The organism is Streptomyces sp. NRRL F-5122 (assembly GCF_001507435.1).
Lineage (GTDB): Bacteria > Actinomycetota > Actinomycetes > Streptomycetales > Streptomycetaceae > Streptomyces > Streptomyces lannensis.
In genome coordinates, this window is record NZ_LMWH01000048.1 from 206,147 (window position 1) to 224,488 (window position 18,342).

The 18,342-nt window shown below is 71.7% G+C and carries 15 protein-coding genes; 8 read left to right on the plus strand and 7 right to left on the minus strand.

The window, feature by feature from the left end; all coding sequences use genetic code 11:
* From ADL25_RS08705 to ADL25_RS08730, 6 genes are all read left to right on the plus strand, one after another.
* On the plus strand, window positions 1-1,842 hold the full coding sequence (locus ADL25_RS08705; protein WP_059127069.1) for an acetyl/propionyl/methylcrotonyl-CoA carboxylase subunit alpha: 1,842 nt from the start codon (window positions 1-3) through the stop codon (window positions 1,840-1,842).
* 55 nt (window positions 1,843-1,897) lie between these two features.
* The gene (locus tag ADL25_RS08710) at window positions 1,898-3,058 is read left to right on the plus strand and encodes an acyl-CoA dehydrogenase family protein (RefSeq protein WP_059127070.1); all 1,161 of its coding nucleotides are present in this window, start codon (window positions 1,898-1,900) and stop codon (window positions 3,056-3,058) included.
* A 57-nt stretch (window positions 3,059-3,115) separates the two neighbouring features.
* A complete protein-coding gene (locus ADL25_RS08715) occupies window positions 3,116-4,681 on the plus strand; it encodes a 4-coumarate--CoA ligase family protein (protein ID WP_059127071.1) in 1,566 nt (521 codons plus the stop codon).
* Complete coding sequence (locus tag ADL25_RS08720) at window positions 4,678-5,415, plus strand: enoyl-CoA hydratase family protein (RefSeq protein WP_059127072.1); 738 nt, start codon at window positions 4,678-4,680, stop codon at window positions 5,413-5,415. Before ADL25_RS08715 ends, ADL25_RS08720 begins: the two co-directional genes overlap by 4 nt.
* Complete coding sequence (locus ADL25_RS08725; RefSeq protein ID WP_059127073.1) at window positions 5,403-6,002, plus strand: TetR/AcrR family transcriptional regulator; 600 nt, start codon at window positions 5,403-5,405, stop codon at window positions 6,000-6,002. The genes ADL25_RS08720 and ADL25_RS08725 overlap by 13 nt, the downstream gene beginning before the upstream one ends.
* A 231-nt stretch (window positions 6,003-6,233) precedes the next feature.
* The gene (locus tag ADL25_RS08730) at window positions 6,234-7,250 is read left to right on the plus strand and encodes an isopenicillin N synthase family dioxygenase (protein WP_059127074.1); all 1,017 of its coding nucleotides are present in this window, start codon (window positions 6,234-6,236) and stop codon (window positions 7,248-7,250) included.
* A gap of 85 nt (window positions 7,251-7,335) precedes the next feature.
* On the opposite strand, the gene ADL25_RS08735 is transcribed toward ADL25_RS08730, so the two are convergent.
* On the minus strand, window positions 7,336-8,436 hold the full coding sequence (locus tag ADL25_RS08735) for a citrate synthase 2 (RefSeq protein ID WP_059127075.1): 1,101 nt from the start codon (window positions 8,434-8,436) through the stop codon (window positions 7,336-7,338).
* 458 nt (window positions 8,437-8,894) lie between these two features.
* Here ADL25_RS08735 and pdxH point away from each other — a divergent pair, with 458 nt between their 5' ends.
* Window positions 8,895-9,533, plus strand: a complete 639-nt coding sequence (gene pdxH, locus ADL25_RS08740; RefSeq protein WP_059127125.1) for a pyridoxamine 5'-phosphate oxidase — start codon at window positions 8,895-8,897, stop codon at window positions 9,531-9,533.
* A gap of 368 nt (window positions 9,534-9,901) precedes the next feature.
* On the opposite strand, the gene ADL25_RS08745 is transcribed toward pdxH, so the two are convergent.
* Together ADL25_RS08745 and ADL25_RS08750 are read right to left on the minus strand one after the other, a co-directional pair.
* Complete coding sequence (locus ADL25_RS08745) at window positions 9,902-10,762, minus strand: alpha/beta fold hydrolase (RefSeq protein ID WP_059127076.1); 861 nt, start codon at window positions 10,760-10,762, stop codon at window positions 9,902-9,904.
* 703 nt (window positions 10,763-11,465) lie between these two features.
* Window positions 11,466-12,158, minus strand: coding sequence for a metal-dependent transcriptional regulator (locus tag ADL25_RS08750; protein ID WP_059127077.1), 693 nt, complete (start codon window positions 12,156-12,158; stop codon window positions 11,466-11,468).
* 283 nt (window positions 12,159-12,441) lie between these two features.
* Here ADL25_RS08750 and ADL25_RS08755 point away from each other — a divergent pair, with 283 nt between their 5' ends.
* Window positions 12,442-13,230: an SIS domain-containing protein gene (locus ADL25_RS08755; protein ID WP_059127078.1), complete on the plus strand. Its 789-nt coding sequence runs from the start codon at window positions 12,442-12,444 to the stop codon at window positions 13,228-13,230.
* A gap of 33 nt (window positions 13,231-13,263) precedes the next feature.
* On the opposite strand, the gene ADL25_RS08760 is transcribed toward ADL25_RS08755, so the two are convergent.
* From ADL25_RS08760 to ADL25_RS08775, 4 genes are all read right to left on the minus strand, one after another.
* Complete coding sequence (locus ADL25_RS08760; protein WP_059127079.1) at window positions 13,264-14,655, minus strand: PAS domain-containing protein; 1,392 nt, start codon at window positions 14,653-14,655, stop codon at window positions 13,264-13,266.
* A 171-nt stretch (window positions 14,656-14,826) separates the two neighbouring features.
* Window positions 14,827-16,419: a hypothetical protein gene (locus ADL25_RS08765; protein ID WP_059127080.1), complete on the minus strand. Its 1,593-nt coding sequence runs from the start codon at window positions 16,417-16,419 to the stop codon at window positions 14,827-14,829.
* On the minus strand, window positions 16,416-17,207 hold the full coding sequence (locus ADL25_RS08770) for an ABC transporter ATP-binding protein (RefSeq protein WP_059127081.1): 792 nt from the start codon (window positions 17,205-17,207) through the stop codon (window positions 16,416-16,418). Before ADL25_RS08770 ends, ADL25_RS08765 begins: the two co-directional genes overlap by 4 nt.
* Window positions 17,208-17,325: 118 nt before the next feature.
* The gene (locus tag ADL25_RS08775) at window positions 17,326-17,988 is read right to left on the minus strand and encodes a bifunctional DNA primase/polymerase (RefSeq protein ID WP_107116552.1); all 663 of its coding nucleotides are present in this window, start codon (window positions 17,986-17,988) and stop codon (window positions 17,326-17,328) included.
* Window positions 17,989-18,342: the final 354 nt, after the last annotated feature.

Consider the following 18,342-nt stretch of genomic DNA (forward strand, 5'->3'; position numbering starts at 1 on the left):
ATGATTACTTCCGTTCTGGTGGCGAACCGCGGTGAGATCGCCTGCCGCATCGCCCGAACCTGTCGTGAGCTGGGTGTCCGCACCGTCGCCGTGCACTCGGACGCCGATGCGGACGCGCTCCACACCCGGGTGGCCGACGCGACGGTCCGGCTTCCCGGTGCGGCACCCGCCGAGACGTATCTGCGTGGCGACCTGATCGTGAAGGCCGCCCTCGCGGCGGGCGCCGACGCCGTCCACCCCGGGTACGGATTCCTCTCCGAGAACGCCGACTTCGCGCGCGCGGTGCTCGACGCGGGCCTGGTGTGGATCGGTCCCCCGCCGGAGGCGATCGAGGCGATGGCCTCGAAGACCCGGGCGAAGAAGCTGATGGGCCTTGAGTCGCCGGCCACGGTCACCGCCGGCGACCTGCCCGTCCTGGTCAAGGCGGCGGCCGGCGGCGGTGGGCGCGGCATGCGGATCGTACGGGACCTGGACGACCTGGACGCCGCGCTGACGGCGGCGCGCGCCGAGGCGCTGGGCGCCTTCGGGGACGACGAGGTCTTCGTCGAGCCGTATGTCGAGGGGGGACGCCATGTCGAGGTGCAGATCCTCGCCGACACGCATGGCACGGTATGGGCGCTCGGGACCCGCGACTGCTCCCTCCAGCGACGTCACCAGAAGGTGATCGAGGAGGCCCCCGCGCCGGGTCTGGCGCAGGAACTCGCCGACCGCCTGGGCGCGATGGCCGTTCGGGCCGCCCGCGCGGTCGACTACGTGGGGGCCGGGACGGTGGAGTTCCTGGTCGCGGGCGACCGGGCACACTTCCTCGAGATGAATACCCGGCTCCAGGTGGAACACCCGGTCACCGAGGCGGTGTTCGGGATCGACCTCGTGGCGCTGCAGATCCGGGTGGCCGAGGGAGCGGCCCTGGACGCCGAACCGCCGCAGGCACAGGGACACGCGATCGAGGCCCGGCTCTACGCGGAGGATCCGGCACATCAGTGGGCCCCGCAGACCGGCACGCTGCACCGCCTCGCGGTCCCGGACGTGCGGCTGGACACCGGGTATGCGGACGGGGACACCATCGGCGTCCACTACGACCCGATGCTCGCCAAGGCCGTCGCGCACGCCCCCACGCGGGCCGAGGCGATCCGCAAGCTGGCGAGCGCCCTGGAGCGTGCGGAGGTCCACGGCCCGGTGACCAACAGGGACCTGCTCGTCCGCTCCCTGAGGCACGGGGAGTTCACCGAGGCCCGGATGGACACGGGCTTCTACGAACGGCACCTGGCCGAACTGACCGAGCCCGCGCCCGACCCGTACACCGCCCTGGCCGCCGCGCTGGCGGACGCGCAGGGCCGTTCGCGGTTCGGCGGCTGGCGCAATCTGCCGTCGCAGCCGCAGTCCAGGCGGTACCTGGTGGCGGGCGAGGAGCACGAGGTCCACTACCGACACACACGGCAGGGCCTGGCGGCGGACGGAGTGCGCGTGGTGCACGCCGACTCCGGTCTCGTCGTCCTCGAAGTGGACGGGGTGCACCGGAGGTTCCGGGTGTCCCGGTACGGCGATCAGGTGTACGTCGGCGCGACCGCCCTCACCGCCCTGCCCCGCTTCCGCGCACCCACCACCGACCACGCCCCCGGGTCCCTGCTCGCGCCGATGCCGGGCACGGTCGTGCGGGTGGCCGAGGGCGTGACCGTCGGAGCCGCTGTCGAGGCCGGACAGCCGCTGCTCTGGCTGGAGGCGATGAAGATGGAGCACAGGATCACGGCGCCGGTCAGCGGCACGCTGAGCGCTCTCCAGGCCAGTCCGGGCCGGCAGGTCGAGGTCGGGACATTGCTGGCCGTGGTGGAGTCCGCCCCGTGAGAAAACCGGGGAACCGCGCGAGCAACCACGTCAACTCCGTACCCGGGAGACCGATATGAGCCCCGCCATCGAGACCGACGAACAGCGAGCCCTCCGCTCGGCCGTGGCCGCCCTCGGCAAGCGCTACGGCCGCGACTACCTCTCCACCGTCATCGCCGAGAACCGCCACCCCACCGAACTCTGGTCCGAGGCAGCCGAACTGGGCTATCTCGGCGTCAACCTGCCGGAGGCCTACGGAGGTGGCGGCGAGGGCATAGCCGAACTCGCCATCGTGCTCGAGGAACTGGGTGCCGCGGGCTGTCCCCTGCTCATGCTCGTCGTCTCGCCGGCGATCTGCGGCACGGTCATCTCCCGGTTCGGCACGGAGGCGCAGAAGCGCCGTTGGCTGCCGGGCCTGGCGGACGGCACCCGCACCATGGCCTTCGGCATCACCGAACCCGACGCCGGCTCCAACTCGCACCGCATCACCACCACCGCGCGCCGCGACGGCGCCGACTGGCTCCTCACCGGCCGCAAGGTGTTCATCTCCGGCGTCGACATCGCCGACGAGACCCTGATCGTCGGCCGCACCCAGGACGCCCGGACCGGACGGCTCAAGCCCTGCCTGTTCGTCGTCCCGCGGGACACGCCGGGCTTCGGGCGGCGGCGGATCGACATGGAACTCTCCGGTGCGGAGAAGCAGTTCGAGCTGACCCTGGACGACGTGCGGCTGCCCGCCGACGCGCTCGTCGGCGACGAGGACGCGGGACTGCTCCAGCTGTTCGCCGGGCTCAACCCCGAACGCGTGATGACCGCAGCCTTCGCGATCGGCATGGGCCGCTACGCGCTCTCCCGTGCCGTCGAGTACGCCCGCGACCGCACTGTCTGGAAGCAGCCCATCGGCGCCCACCAGGCGATCGCCCATCCTCTCGCACAGGCGCACATCGATCTGGAACTGGCCCGCCTGATGATGCAGAAGGCGGCCTTCCTGTACGACTCCGGGGACGACGTCGGCGCGGGCGAGGCCGCGAACATGGCCAAGTACGCCGCGGGGGAGGCCTGTGTGAAGGCCGTCGACCAGGCCGTGCACACGCTCGGCGGCAACGGGCTCACACGGGAGTTCGGACTGGCCTCGCTCATCACGGCGGCGCGCGTGTCTCGTATCGCACCGGTGAGCCGGGAGATGATTCTCAACTACGTCTCCCACCAGACCCTGGGGCTGCCGAAGTCCTACTAGCCCCGCAGCCGTACCGCAGCCGTACCGCAGTCGTACAGAGTCGTACGAGGAGGAACCGTGTTCCGAAGCCAGTATGCGGACGTCCCGGCCGTCGAGATGCCCATCCACGACGCGGTGCTCGGCCGGGCCGCCGAGTTCGGTGAGCTGCCCGCCCTGATCGACGGGGTGGACGGCACCACGCTCACCTACGAGCAACTCGACCGGTTCCACCGGCGGTTGGCCGCCGCACTCACCGAGGCAGGGGTGCGCAAGGGTGACGTCCTCGCCCTGCACAGCCCCAACACCATCGCCTTCCCGACCGCCTTCTACGCCGCCACGCGCGCGGGGGCCTCGGTAACGACCGTGCACCCGCTCGCCACGGTCGAGGAACTCGCCAAGCAGCTGCGCGACTCGGGCGCCCGCTGGATCGTGACCGTGACGCCCCTCCTGGACACGGCACGCACGGCCGCCGACAAGGCCGGCGGCGTACAGGAGATCTTCGTCTGCGACAGCGCGCCCGGACACCGCTCCCTGATCGACATGCTGGCGACGGCGGCGCCCGAACCCGAGGTCGACATGGACCCGGTGCAGGACGTCGCCGTCCTCCCGTACTCGTCCGGGACCACGGGCATGCCCAAGGGCGTGATGCTCACGCACCGTCAGATAGCCACCAACCTCGCCCAGATCCGCCCGCTGATCGGGACGGGGCCGGGCGAGCGCATCCTCGCCGTACTGCCCTTCTTCCACATCTACGGCATGACGGCCCTGATGAACGCACCCCTGCGGCAGGGGGCCACCGTCGTGGTGCTGCCGCGCTTCGACCTGGACTCCTTCCTGGCGTCCATCCAGAACCACCGCATCACCGGTCTGTACGTGGCGCCGCCGATCGTGCTGGCGCTCGCCAAGCACCCGACCGTCGCGCGGTACGACCTGTCGTCCCTGAAGTACATCATCAGCGCCGCCGCGCCCCTGGACGCGAGCCTGGCGGTGGCCTGCGCCGAGCGGCTCGGCCTGCCGCCCATCGGCCAGGGCTACGGCATGACGGAGCTGTCCCCGTGCACCCATGTCGTGCCCCTGGACGCCCGCGACGCGCCCCCCGGCACGGTCGGCAAGCTCGTCGCGGGCACCGAGATGCGCATCCTCTCCCTCGACGATCCCGACAAGGACCTCGGCGTCGGCGAGAGCGGCGAGATCGCCATCCGCGGTCCCCAGGTGATGAAGGGCTACCTGGGACAGCCCGGAGCGACCGACGCGATGATCGACCCGGACGGCTGGCTGCACACCGGGGACATCGGCCATGTGGACGGTGACGGCTGGCTCTTCGTCGTGGACCGGGTCAAGGAACTCATCAAGTACAAGGGATTCCAGGTGGCGCCCGCCGAACTGGAGGCGCTCCTGCTGACCCACCCGAAGATCGGGGACGCCGCCGTCATCGGTGTCTACGACGACGACAACAACGAGGTCCCGCACGCCTTCGTCGTACGCCAGCCGGGCGCGGAGGAGCTCTCCGCGGGTGAGGTCATGATGTACGTCGCCGAACGTGTCGCCCCCTACAAGCGGGTCCGGCGGGTCACCTTCGTCGACGGAGTGCCACGGGCCGCGTCCGGGAAGATCCTCCGCCGGCAGCTCAGGGAGCGCTCGTGAGCGAGCTCGTCCACACCGCGGACGACCGCGGTGTCACCACCGTCACCCTCGACTCGCCCGGCAACCGCAACGCCCTGTCGGGCGCGCTCGTCGGCGCACTGGCGGCGGCGCTGACCCGCTGCGGCAAGGACGACGACGTACGGGCCGTCCTCCTCACCCACACCGGGAACACCTTCTGCGCCGGCGCCGATCTGCGTGACCCGCCGCACCCGGACGCCCTGGTCGGGCTGTTGCGGCAGATCGTCGAACTGCGCAAACCCGTGGTCGCCCGGGTGAGGGGGCACGTACGTGCGGGCGGCCTCGGGCTGCTGGGCGCCTGCGACATCGCGGCCGCCTCGGCGGAGGCCACCTTCGCCTTCACCGAGGTGCGCATCGGGGTCGCCCCGGCCGTCATCTCCCTGCCCCTGCTGCCGCGCACGGACCCCCGCGCCCTCGCCCGCTACTACCTCACCGGTGAACGCTTCGACGCCGCCGAGGCCGTGCGCACCGGGCTGCTCACCGCGGCGGGCGACGACGTCGACGCGGTGCTCGCGCCCGTGCTCGACGGGCTGCGCAGGGCCTCGCCCCAGGGGCTGGCCGAGACAAAACAACTGCTCACGGCTAGTGTGCGGGAGACCTTCGACCGGGACGCGGCCGAACTGACCGCGCTCTCGGCCCGGCTGTTCTCCTCGCCGCAGGCCCGCGAGGGGATGACGGCCTTCCTCGAGCGACGGGACCCCGCATGGGTGGTGTGAACGCGGTCGAACGCGTTCCCAAACAGGACCGCAGCCGGGCCACCCGGCAGCGGCTCCTGGAGGCCGCCGTGGCCTGTCTCGCCGAACACGGCTGGGCGGGCTCCACGGTCTCCGTCGTCGCCGAACGCGCCGGTGTCTCCCGGGGCGCGGCGCAGCACCACTTCCCCACCCGTGAGGACCTGTTCACGGCCGCCGTCGAGTACGTCGCCGAGGAGCGCTCCACGGCGCTACGGGCCCTGTTCCCGCAAGGGGCGGCCGACCGCCGTGCGGTGGTCGCCGCCCTGGTCGACCTGTACACCGGGCCGCTGTTCCGTGCGGCTCTGCATCTGTGGGTCGCCGCCTGCGACGAGAACCAGCTGCGGCCGCGCGTGACGGAGCTGGAGGCCCGGGTCGGCCGCGAGACCCACCGTATCGCCGTGGACCTGCTCGGCGCCGACGAATCACGTCCCGGCGTCCGTGAAACCGTCCAGGGGCTGCTCGACATGGCCCGTGGCCTCGGGCTCGCCAACCTGCTCACCGACGACGGGGCCCGCCGGGACCGGGTGGTGGCCCAGTGGGCCGTGCTCCTGGAGGAGGCGCTGGGCTGAGAGCTGCCCACCCTCCGCGGCCGTCGCGTCCGTTCCGCGCAACCCGCAGTACCCTTGTCCTCATGCCTCCGGTGCTCGTCCGACGCCGCCACGTGGACTACGTGCGCGTCACGAGCATGGGCTGTCGGCCTTCCGCCTGACCCAGCCCCTCTTCCTCCCCCGGTGGCACCCAGGGGTCCGTACCATCCTCCGCGGACGCTCCTGCCCCCGTAGACCCTGCGGACGCACCCCATGACGAACCCGCCGTACGACCAGCTCCCGATCATCGACCTCTCCGCCGCCGACCGCGGCCCCCGGGCACGGGCGCTGCTGCACGCCCAGCTGCACAGCGCCGCCCATGACGTGGGCTTCTTCCAGCTCGTCGGGCACGGTGTCACCCGGGCCGAGACCGATGCCCTGCTCGACGCCATGCACGCCTTCTTCGCGCTCCCGACGGCCGACCGCCTCGCCCTCGACAACGTGAACTCGCCGCACTTCCGCGGCTACACCCGCATCGGTGACGAACGCACCGGCGGCACCCGCGACTGGCGCGACCAGCTCGACATAGGCGCCGAACGACCCGTCCGCGCACCCGGCCCGGGCGAACCCGCCTACTGGTGGCTGCAGGGCCCCAACCAGTGGCCGGGCGCCCTCCCCGAACTGCGGACCGCCGCGCTCGCCTGGATCGACCGGCTCGGCGCGGTCGCCCGGCGGCTGCTGCACGAGCTTCTCACCGCGATCGGCGCGCCCGCCGGCTTCTACGACCCGGTCTTCGGCGACCGTGCGCATCCGCACCTCAAGCTCGTGCGCTACCCCGGGAGAGCCGGCGACGGCGCCGACCAGGGGGTCGGCGCCCACAAGGACTACGGATTCCTGACCCTGCTGCTCCAGGACCGGATCGGCGGACTCCAGGTGCAGCGCGCGGACGGACTCTTCCACGACGTTCCGCCACTGGAGGGAGCGTTCGTGGTCAACCTCGGTGAGCTGCTGGAGGTGGCGACCGACGGCTATCTGGTCGCGACCAACCACCGGGTCGTCAGCCCGCCCGGCGCCACCGAGCGGTTCTCCGTGCCGTTCTTCTTCAACCCCCGTCTGGACGCCCGCGTGGAACCGCTGCCCTTCCCGCACGCCGCCTCCGCGCCCGGCGTCACCGACGACCCGGCCAACCCGCTGTTCGCGGAGTACGGCTTCAACGAGCTGAAGGGCAAGCTGCGGGCGCATCCGGCGGCAGCGGCCCGGCATCACGCGGAACTGCTGAGCCCCGCGTGACGCCGGACGGCTCCGCGCCCCCTTCCGCCGGACGCGGGGCCGTGTCGCGTGCGGGGCGGTGAACGGGTGCCCCCGCGCGGTGCGGTCAGCGCGCGATGTCCGCGTAACCCTCGATCTCCTGGGGGCTTCGCGGGGCGGGACCGACATAGCGTGCGGACGGCCGTACCAGCCGGCCCGTGCGCTTCTGCTCCAGGATGTGCGCCGACCAACCCGCCGTACGGGCGCAGGTGAACATCGACGTGAACATGTGCGCCGGAACCTCGGCGAAGTCCAGCATGATCGCCGCCCAGAACTCCACGTTCGTGGCGAGGACACGGTCGGGTCGGCGGTTGTGCAGCTCCTCCAGGGCCGCCTTCTCCAGCGCCTCCGCGATCTCGAAGCGCGGTGCCCCGAGCTCACGGGCCGTACGGCGCAGCACACGGGCACGCGGGTCCTCGGCGCGGTACACCCGGTGTCCGAAGCCCATCAGCCGCTCGCCCTGGTCGAGGGCGCGCTTCACATAGGCCTCCGCGTCACCGGTGCGCTCGATCTCCTCGATCATGCCGAGCACACGCGAGGGCGCACCGCCGTGCAGCGGACCGGACATGGCGCCCACCGCGCCGGACAGCGCGGCGGCGACGTCCGCACCCGTGGACGCGATCACCCGGGCCGTGAAGGTGGAGGCGTTCATGCCGTGCTCGGCGGCGGACGTCCAGTAGGCGTCGACGGCCGCCACGTGCTTCGGGTCCGGCTCGCCCCGCCAGCGGATCATGAACCGCTCCACGACGGAGTGCGCCTTGTCGATCTCGCTCTGCGGCACCATCGGCAGCCCCTGTCCGCGCGCCGACTGGGCGACGTACGACAGGGCCATGACGGCGGCGCGGGCCAGGTCCTCGCGGGCCTGCTCGACGTCGATGTCCAGGAGCGGCTTCAGACCCCACACCGGGGCGAGCATCGCGAGCGCCGACTGGACGTCGACACGGATGTCACCGGAGTGCACGGGGATGGGGAAGGGCTCGGCGGGCGGCAGGCCGGGATTGAAGGCGCCGTCCACCAGCAGCCCCCAGACGTTGCCGAAGGAGACTTGGCCCACCAGTTCCTCGATGTCGACGCCCCGGTACCGCAGGGCACCGCCCTCCTTGTCCGGTTCGGCGATCTCCGTCTCGAACGCGACGACTCCCTCGAGCCCGGGTACGAAGTCGGACATCAGGCGGCTCCTCGTGATGTGTGCGGCGGATGTGGTCTGTGGGGTTCCCGTCGGCCGCGTCCACGAGCCGCTGGGACTGAGGTGGTGGACGTCGGCTGTCAGGGGGAGGTGCGCCGTCCCGGTTCCACGGTCGCTGACGAAAGACTCGCGGTCCGAAACGGTCAATCCGGTGATGCCCCGATCGGTCGGCGGTCACCCAACCCGAACGGCATCTGCACGATATCCCCGAGTGCCACCTTTGGGGAGAGGTGGCGGCACTCAGTGCCACGCAGTGATGAACCGCACCCCTTCGAAGTGCCAAGGGCATGGGGCAAGATGACCGGGTGACCGACCGCTACCCGGACGAGCCCGAAGCCGAACCGCCCGCCGCCTCCGCCGCGGAGCCGGAGATCGAACCCATTGTCGAACGTGCGGCGGCCCAGGGGCCCACCGAGGACCTGGCGCACGATCCCGCCGAGATGCGGGCGCACTACCGTGCCGAAGGACTCGACGCGTCGTCGCTGGCCGCCGTGCCGATGGAGCAGTTCGCGCGCTGGTTCGAACAGGCGGCGCAGGCCGCGGTTGCCGGGATGATCTACGAGCCGAACGCGATGGTGGTCGCCACGGCGGACGCGGACGGCGTGCTCAGTTCCCGCACGGTCCTGATGAAGGGCTACGACGCACAGGGCTTCGTCTTCTACACCAACTACGAGTCCCGCAAGGCCCGGGACCTGGCGGTCAACCCGCACATCTCGCTGCTCTTCCCGTGGCATCCGATGGCCCGCCAGGTGATCGTCACCGGCACCGCCCACCGCACCGGCCGCGAGGAGACGACGGCCTACTTCCGCACCCGCCCGCACGGCTCCCGGCTCGGTGCCTGGGCCAGCGCGCAGTCCTCGGTGATCGCCTCGCGTGCGGAGCTCGACACCGCGTACGAGCAGCTGAGCGCCCGCTATCCCGAGGGCTCCGAGGTTCCCGTTCCGCCGAACTGGGGCGGTTTTCGCGTCACGCCCCGGACGGTCGAGTTCTGGCAGGGCCGTGAGAACCGCCTCCACGACCGCCTCCGCTATGTCGCGGAACCGGACGGCACGTGGCGGGTGGAGCGGCTGAGTCCCTGAGGCCGTGTGCGGGGCCCTGCCGGCCGGCTCGTGCCGGGCGCGGGCGCCCGTGAACGCAGACGACCCGCGAGCTCAGGTCCCCCTGCCTGACGGCGGGGGAGCCGGCCGGACGTACCGGCGAGCTCGCGGGTCGGGTGACTGCGTTGGATTAGGCCGGCTGCACGCTTCGCGCACGCGCTGGTCCGGCGCCGAACCGAGTACGACGGCGGGCCACTAGCCCGCAGTCACCTCTTCCGTCCGGTATTCATACATCTGCCGAACCACCTCCTTTCCGAAGTACCAGCCACCCTAAGAACCCATCGCGCCAGGATCAACCACTTTTTTCCGTAGTCGGGCGATCGTCCTGCCGTGCGCATCATTTCCGCTGCTCAGGGGGTGAGTACGCCCTCCAGGAACGGTTCGACCGCCGCGCGCCACGCCTCCGGCTGGTCGTAGTGGACGAGGTGTCCGGCCTCCGCGACCTCCGCGTATTGGCCGTGTGGCAGGACGCGCACCATCTCCTGCGACTCGGCACGGCCGAGCTCGCCGTCGAGGCCGCGGACGACCAGGGCCGGGCACTGCACCTGCGCCAGCTCCTCCCAGTGCGCGTCGTACACCCAGGTCTGGCGGGACTTCAGCATCTGCTCCGGTTCGAAGACGGGCCGCCAGCCGTCCTCGGACTCGGCCATCACCTCGGCGTAGAACTCGCCGCGTGCCGGATTCGGGCGCTCCACCCAGGGGTCGTCCTCGCCGAACCACTTCCGTACGTCGGCGAGTGTGGCGAAGGGCAGCGGCCAGGACTTGAACCAGCTCTCCCACTCGCGCTGCGAGGCGGCGCCGAGCGCGGAGGCACGCATATCGCAGATGATCAGGCCGCGTACCAGGTCGGGGCGTTTGGCGGCGAGCTGCCAGGCGGTCAGGGCGCCCATGGCGTGGCCGATGAGGACGGCCGGGGCGAGGCCGAGCTGTTCAAGGGCGGCCTCGGCGTCGTCGATGTAGGCCTCGCGGGTGTACGCCCCCTCGGGTGGTTTGTCGCTCTGACCGTGACCGCGCTGGTCGAGTGCGACGGCGCGGTGCCGCTCGGAGAGCCAGCGGGCTGTGGGCGCCCAGTGCGAGGCGCGGCCCATCAGCCCGTGGAGTAACAGCACTCCCGGTGCCCGCTCGTTCTCCCCCGTCTTGGGCGGGTCGGCGAACGCCCAGGCCGCGAGGCGTAGGCCGCCCTCTCCGGTCACGTCGATGCGCCGCACCATGCTCGTGGCACCCCCCTGCTCCGTCCGGACCGCCTGCTTCCGCTGGCCGGTCCACGCGCTCGTCGTACTGCCGCTGTTGTCCTGCTGGTGGTGCCGGTCACCGCCGTCGCCGGGCGCCGGTGCCGGTCCTGTGTGGTGCCGTCTCTCGCCGAGTCACGGGATGCGCCGGTCGTTGTGGCGCACGATCGGGTGGGGCCATGGCCGCCACGCTATCGAATGACTATTCGAAAATGGTGCTTCTGGAGACAACACCCCTCCTTCGAGTGACCTTCCTCGAGGATTGGCCGTCGGTTCCGCGGGGAGATCTTCAGCGGGAGGCGGACCGCTCGGGGAAAAACGGTCCGAGGGGGACGACCCTGGGAGCTCGGGGCTCCGGGTCGGAACAGGGGAGGACAGGCCCCGGCGCCACAAGGTGCCGGGGCTCTTCCCTTGTCTGCGGCACATTCATCCGCCCCCTCCCTGACCAGGTGATATCGCTGTCACCCCGTGGCCACGAGCTCTCCGGTCATATGCCTCATGCGACAGCCTTGCATGCGCACGGCCCGAACGCTGCGATTCCGCGCACTGGATCTTGGATTCGGCAGGATCGCGAAGTCATCACAACAGCCCCTGGAGTCACCCGCATTGCGCGGCTCCGGTGAAGGCCCGTGCGCGCGTCGGGACCGTGCGAGGCGAAAGATCGGCCGGACGTATCCGGCTCCGCCTAGCGCTTGGCCACGAACACGTGGGAAGCGACCTCCGACTCCAGCTCGGCCGCCTCGCCGCCGCTGCCGACCAGCACCCCGCCCGCGGACTCCGTCACGCTGACCACCGAGCCGGGCTGCACGCCGGCCCGCCGCAGCGTGTACATCAGCTGGGCGTCGGTCTGGATGGGCTCGCCGATACGCCGGACGACGACGGTCTTGCCGTCGGTGCCCGGGTCCAACTCGGCCAGCGACACCATGCTCGCGTCCAGGAACGGGTCCGCCCCGTCCTTCTCGCCCAGCTCCTCCAGACCCGGGATCGGGTTGCCGTACGGCGACTCGGTGGGGTGCCGCAGCAGCTCGACGACGCGGCGCTCGACCGCCTCGCTCATCACGTGCTCCCAGCGGCACGCCTCGGCGTGCACCTGCTCCCACTCCAGGCCGATCACGTCGACCAGCAGGCACTCGGCGAGACGGTGCTTGCGCATCACACGGGTGGCCAGGCGGCGGCCCTCGTCCGTGAGCTCCAGGTGGCGGTCGGCCGCGACCGACACCAGCCCGTCGCGTTCCATGCGCGCCACGGTCTGGCTGACCGTCGGGCCGCTCTGGTCGAGCCGCTCGGCGATGCGGGCGCGCATGGGGACCACGCCTTCCTCCTCCAGCTCGAGGATGGTGCGGAGATACATCTCCGTGGTGTCGATCAGTCCGGACATACGTGCCCCTCGATGAAATCTGCCGGAGGCTCGACGGCTCACCGGCGTGTGCGCTGGCCCTGGACTCAATTCTGACGCATCGCGCTGACAACCGGGGAGAGCCGGCGAAACCCGGGCCGCCGAGCGGCCCCCCTGGGCCCGTCCGTATTGACATCCCTCTGGTCCGGACCGCAACGTGATCCGCGACACGGGCCGCCCCCGGGGCGCCGGTGCGTCGTCGTTGCGCCGTGCGGTCGCCGGCCGGTCGGGAACGGGACACCGAGACTTCGAAGGGGCGTCGCCGATGAGCGAGCAGCCGAGTGGCGGGGAGCCGCAGGGCGGAAACGAACTGGCCGGGCGGTTCTTCGACGCGGCGATCGGCATGCTTCAACGGGTGCGGGACGAGGACGCGGAGGAGATCGCTGCGGCGGGCACCCTGGTGGCGGACGTGGTCGCCGCGGGCGGCCGGCTGTTCGCGTTCGGGGCCGGGCACTCCTCGCTGGCCGCCCAGGACCTGGTCTACCGGGCGGGCGGCCTCGCCCTGATGAACCTGCTCGCGGTGCCGGGGGTCGTCGGAGTCGACGTCATGCCGGCGACGCTGGGCTCGGCGCTGGAGCGGGTGGACGGTCTGGCCGGCGCGGTCCTCGACTGCAGCCCGCTCCGGTCCGGTGACCTCCTGGTGATCATCTCCCTGTCCGGCCGCAACGCCCTCCCGGTGGAGATGGCGACGAACGCCCGTGCACGGGGGGTCAAGGTCATCGGGGTCACCTCGGTGGCGTACGCCTCCGAGACCGGCTCGCGGCACGCCTCGGGCACCTACCTCAAGGACCACTGCGACATCGTCCTCGACTCGAAGATCGCGGTGGGCGACGCGACGCTCACCCTCGACGCCATCCCCGCCCCCTTCGCCCCCGCCTCGACCGTCGTGACCACGGCCCTGCTCCAGGCGGTGATGGCGACGGCCGCCGGCGTCCTCGCGGACCGCGGCGTCGAACCGCCGCTGCTGCGGTCCGGGAACGTCGACGGGGGCCACGACTGGAACGCCCGGGTCATGCGGGAGTACGGCGACCGGATCTTCTACCGACAGGGCTAGGGCCTGTCGTTCGGATCAGGCCGGCGTCGCGGCCTACGCCTCCTCGGCGGCGCCCGACACGTCCGCCAGGTCGAGCGCCGCGGCGATCCGCACCGCGACGTCCTCCCCGTACACCGCGTCGGGCCGTTCGAACCGGCTGCGCCCCGGACCCCGCAGGAACGTCACCACGCCCAGTGTCCGGCCCCGGCTGCGCAGCACCGTGCACAGCGCGTGCACCGCGTCCGGCGGCCACTGCCGGGCCTGCGCCCACGCGCGTGCCTCCTCGGGGCCGACGTCGCCAGCGCCCGCCCGTACGGATCCGGAGCGCGCCACGCACTGCAGGGCCGGATGCCCCTCCGTGTACCGCGCGGGAAGCCCGGCCTTCCCGGAGAGCATGCTCGGCCCGGGTGTCCCGGAGGGTGTCTCGGCGGCCCGCACCAGCCGGATGCGTCCTTCTCCGTCCGCCGCCGATCCGTCCGCCACCCGGTCGATCAGCGCGTGGTCGGCGAATCCGGCGAGCGCGAAGTCCAGATGGAGGGTGGCCGCCTCGGCGGGATCCTCGCACTCGGCCGCCGCCCGGGCGGCGCGGTGCAGCTGGTTGGAGCGGAAGCGCAGCAGGGCCGCCTCCTGCTCGGCCTGCTTGGCCTCGGTGATGTCCTGGAACAGCCATCCCACGCCCAGTGGAACCGGCTCCTCCGCGAGCGGTGAGGACAACCGCAGGAACCCGCTGCGCCAGCACCGCCGCTTCTCGCCCTCGCCGGTCCGCACACTCACCCACATCTCGGCGGGAGCGGGCGGTGCCCCCTCGGCCAGCACGTGGGTCAGCGCGCTCTCCAGCTCCTCCACGCCCTGTGGGAGCAGGTCTCCGAGAGGCCGTCCGAGCACGGCGCTCCGGCCGATGCCGAGTGCCCGGGCCGCGTACGCGTTGACCACGGCGGGCCGCAGATCCGCGTCCACCAGGACCACACCCCAGCTCGCGTCCTCGAACAGGGCCTCGCTCAGTGCGATGGAACGCTCCAGGTCGATCTGCGCATGGACCTCGCTGAAGGCGCAGTAGACCCCGGCGGGCTTTCCGTCGGGCCCGCGCACCGCCGCGGACTGGGTCCGCACGAGCACCCGCCCGCCCTCCTTGGTGAGGAGCGCGAACTCGTGCACCTGCCGGCCGGGCGACTCCATGGCGGACATCAGCCGCCCCTCGACCTCCTCGGCGTCGGCGGTCCGCACGGCCCATCCGGCGAACCCCTGCCGTCCCACCGCTTCCGCCGCGGTCCACCCGAGGATCCGCTCGGCCTCCCGGTTCCAGTGGGTCACGACCCCGGCGGCGTCGAAGGCGCACAGGGCCGCGTCCATCCCGTCCAGAAGCGCGGCCAGAAGATCCGAGCCATCGCGCTCGGGCTCACCGGGCCCCAGCTCGTCAGTGGTCCCACTACGCCGGGAAGCACTCACCTGAACCCCCTGCAGGCTGCTGCGTCCGCACGTACGCCGCGCTCGTCCACTCTCCGGACATCATTCAACTCGAACGTGACGCAGCCCACATCGGCTTCCGAAAAGATTCGACGAAATCGTTGCTCCCCGGATTTCCGTCACTCCCGGCACGCCTGCCCCGGGTGAACGTGTTCAACCTTTGGAGACCGCCGTCAGGATCTCCGGCAGCCGCCCCGCCGTGCGCGGTGCGGCGAGGCGCAGGCCGAGCAGGGTGATCAGCGCACCGTAGAGGACGCCCGCCGGGAGCAGCAGCCAGGTCCACCTGTCGCCGTCCGAGGAGACGTTCAGCCAGATCGCGACGGCGATCACGGGCGCGGTCAGCAGGGCGGCGGCGATCATGCCGCCGAAGATGGAGATCCAGGCGAGGCCCGCCTGACCGGGGACCACGTTCTTGTAGCCCTCCTGCGGGATGGAGTAGGGGAAGCGGGCCGAGGACCAGGCGCCGGTGGCGAGCATCGCGCCGAGGAGCGCGAAGGACAGCCCGAGCACCTCGGGCAGCTTCGGCCAGGCGCCCAGCAGCGCGGTCGTCACCACGGTGACGAGCGTGGCGTACGGGAGCGTGATCAGCAGCAGTGCCAGCGCCCGGCCCCGCAGTTCGGCGTAGGCGTCACGGCGGGAGGAGATCGTCATGGCGACCATCCAGAACGCGGACGTGTCCTGACCGAACTGGTTGTACATCTGGATGCCCAGCATCCCCGCGGCGAAGCAGGCGAAGTAGATCGACCCGGTGCCCTGCAGGGCGTTGAAGACCGGGACGATCAGTCCGATCGCGAGCGAGGTCACCCACGCCGCCTTGGTCTTCGGGTCACGCCAGATGTAGCGCAGGCTGCGCTCCATCACCGTGCCGGTACGGCCCGCGGGCAGCAGCCGGGACAGGCCTGTCGAGGTGCGCTCCCGGGCGCCGGGATCGGCGGCCTGGAGCGTCGACTCGTCCGGTGAGGTCATCAGCGTCGTCAGGCTGCGCGACCACAGGGCCAGCAGCCCCGCGAGCGCCGCCGCGCTCAGCGCGAGTTGGGCGACCGCAAGGCCGTAGGCACCGCGGCTCACGGAGTCCACGGCGCCGATCGAGGAGGCGGGCGGCACCCACCGCAGCACGTTCTCCACCGGGTCCAGCGGGGACAGCCCGGCCGAACCCAGCCGCTGGGCGCCGAAGTTGACGAGCTGCGCGCCGACCGCGATGACGAGTCCGCTCAGGACGGCCAGGTCGCGGCCCTTGCGGCTGGTCAGCAGCCGGATGTTGGCGGCGGCGACGGCACGGGCGAGCGCCACGCAGACGAGCAGGGCCAGGACGACCGCGAGCACGCCGACGCCGTACGCGGCCGGCCCGTGCGCCACGGAGATCGCCGCGCCGGTGAACAGGCAGAGCGTGAAGAGGGGGCCGATGCCGACAAGGGAGGCCGCGAGCAGCGCCCGTACGAGGGGCTGCGGGCGCAGCGGCAGCATCACCAGGCGGGTGGGGTCCAGCGTCTCGTCGCCGCTGGGGAAGAACAGCGGCATCACCGCCCAGCCGAGCGCCAGCACCTCGACGAGCAGGACCGCGATGGTGGCGGCGTGCGCGTTGCCGCGCAGGGCGATCAGACCGAGCAGTTGCAGCGCGGCGATCAGCAGCACGACGACGATGGAGGTGATGTAGGCGGCCCGCCGCCCGGCGGACTGGCGCAGGCCGTTGCGCAGCAGGGACAGTTTGAGCCGTACGACGACGGGGGTGAGGCCCACGGCGCTCATCGGGTGCCACCGCCGAGCCAGTCAAGGTCGGTCGTGGCGGCGCGGCCGTGTGCGCCGACCAGTTCGAGGAACGCCTGCTGGAGCGTCGGGGCGCTGCCGCGTACCTCGGCGAGGGGGCCGTGCGCGCGGATGCGCCCCGCGGCCATGACCGCCACCCAGTCGCACAGCGACTCCACCAACTCCATGACGTGGGAGGAGAAGACGACGGTGGCGCCGGAGCCGGTGTAGCGCTCCAGGACTCCGCGGATGGTCTGCGCGGAGACCGGGTCGACGCCCTCGAACGGCTCGTCGAGGAAGAGGATCTCGGGGTTGTGGAGCAGGGCTGCGGCCAGTCCGATCTTCTTGCGCATGCCGGTCGAGTAGTCGACGACGAGCTTGTGCTGCGCCCCGGCCAGGTCGAGGACGTCGAGGAGCTGGGTGGCCCGCTTGTCGACCTCGGCGCCGGGCAGCCCCCGCAACCGGCCGGTGTAGGCGAGGAGTTCACGCCCGGAGAGCCTTTCGAAGAGCCGCAGCCCCTCGGGCAGGACGCCGATGCGGGCCTTCACCTCGACCGGGTCGCGCCAGACGTCGTGCCCGACCACCTCCACGGTGCCCTGGTCGGGCCTCAGCAGCCCGGTGACCATGGACAGGGTGGTGGTCTTCCCGGCCCCGTTCGGGCCGACCAGCCCGATGAACCGCCCGGCGGGCAGCTCAAGATCGATGCCGGCGACGGCGATCTGCTCCCCGAACCGCTTCCAGAGCCCCTGCACCCGTACGGCGGACATGCCTGTCGCTGCTCCCTCGGTCATAGGAGCACCCTAAGGGGCAAGGACAAGAGGGCAGAGGGGAGTGAGGCCACCGGAGCGGAAGGCGTGAACGGGGCCCGGTTGCACGGGCGGGCCGGGCGAGTTCGGCGGCGGCGCTCGCCTATCGGTCCCGGCCGCAGGCGTACGCGAGCGGCGAGATCAGCTCCTCCGCGTCCGGCAGCCAGCGGTTCGCGTCCGTCGGCCGGCGGACCCACTGCACGGCGCCGCGGGCGGCGTACCGCGTGGGCGGCGCGGCGACGTAGCACCCCTCGCCGAGGGCGGACAGGTCCAGGGAGTCGAGCGACCAGCCCCGGTTCCGCACCAGGTCCGGAACCTTCGCCGACGCGCCGGGAAGCACGAAGAACCACATGCGGCGGTCCGGTGTCAGGGTCACGGGCCCGAGGGTGAGTGCCATCCGCTCCATGCGTGCGAGTGCGAGGAATCCGGCGGTCTCCGGGACGTCGATCGCGTCGAAGGTCCGCCCGGTGGGCAGCAGGATCGAAGCCTTCGGCTGTCCGGCCCACAGACGGCGCACGACGGTCGCGCTGCCGGTCGCCTGCGTCGCCCAGTCCTGGCGCACCGGATGGGCGCCGGGCATGCGGCATGCGGCCCGACCGCAGGAGCAGCGAGGCATCCCGTCGACGGCTTCCAGCCAGGTGCCCGGGAACACGTCCCAATGGCGCTCCTGGACGTAACGTACGGCGGCTTCCAGCAGCGAACCGCCGCGCTGCTGCGGGATGGGGGCGGCTTGAGGGCCTGCGATCGTCTCTTCCACGTTGAACACAACTCTGGTCGTGACCGGGGGTTACGCCTCCCGGTCCGGCGCCGTCGGCCGCTCGGGAAGCGCCTTTTGGGAATGTCCTATTAATTCCGCATGCGCCGGGAGGAGCACCGTCTTCGAGGGTGGGGCGCACAGGTGCACGGGCGGGGGCGCGCAAGAGGAACGGCAACGAGGTCCGGGTAACCACGTGAGGGGTGCGGCATCAGCCTTTACCCCGGCAATCCGCGCATGTCTCGCATCAGAGGCATGCCTGCTGGGCATCGATCTTCAAGGCCGGATCCTTTCGGTGCCCGGGAAAGGAGTTCCCGTCAAACCCGGCCGTTGAAGAGACGTCGACTCGGTGCACGTGCAGGCATC

Bases quoted from the DNA above. Each gene is read 5' to 3' on its own strand.
- ADL25_RS08705 (WP_059127069.1), top strand. From the start codon at position 1: ATGATTACTTCCGTTCTGGTGGCGAACCGCGGTGAGATCGCCTGCCGC.
- ADL25_RS08710 (WP_059127070.1), top strand. From the start codon at position 1,898: ATGAGCCCCGCCATCGAGACCGACGAACAGCGAGCCCTCCGCTCGGCC.
- ADL25_RS08725 (WP_059127073.1), top strand. From the start codon at position 5,403: ATGGGTGGTGTGAACGCGGTCGAACGCGTTCCCAAACAGGACCGCAGC.
- ADL25_RS08730 (WP_059127074.1), top strand. From the start codon at position 6,234: ATGACGAACCCGCCGTACGACCAGCTCCCGATCATCGACCTCTCCGCC.
- ADL25_RS08735 (WP_059127075.1), bottom strand. From the start codon at position 8,436: ATGTCCGACTTCGTACCCGGGCTCGAGGGAGTCGTCGCGTTCGAGACG.
- pdxH (WP_059127125.1), top strand. From the start codon at position 8,895: ATGCGGGCGCACTACCGTGCCGAAGGACTCGACGCGTCGTCGCTGGCC.
- ADL25_RS08745 (WP_059127076.1), bottom strand. From the start codon at position 10,762: ATGGTGCGGCGCATCGACGTGACCGGAGAGGGCGGCCTACGCCTCGCG.
- ADL25_RS08750 (WP_059127077.1), bottom strand. From the start codon at position 12,158: ATGTCCGGACTGATCGACACCACGGAGATGTATCTCCGCACCATCCTC.
- ADL25_RS08755 (WP_059127078.1), top strand. From the start codon at position 12,442: ATGAGCGAGCAGCCGAGTGGCGGGGAGCCGCAGGGCGGAAACGAACTG.
- ADL25_RS08765 (WP_059127080.1), bottom strand. From the start codon at position 16,419: ATGAGCGCCGTGGGCCTCACCCCCGTCGTCGTACGGCTCAAACTGTCC.
- ADL25_RS08770 (WP_059127081.1), bottom strand. From the start codon at position 17,207: ATGACCGAGGGAGCAGCGACAGGCATGTCCGCCGTACGGGTGCAGGGG.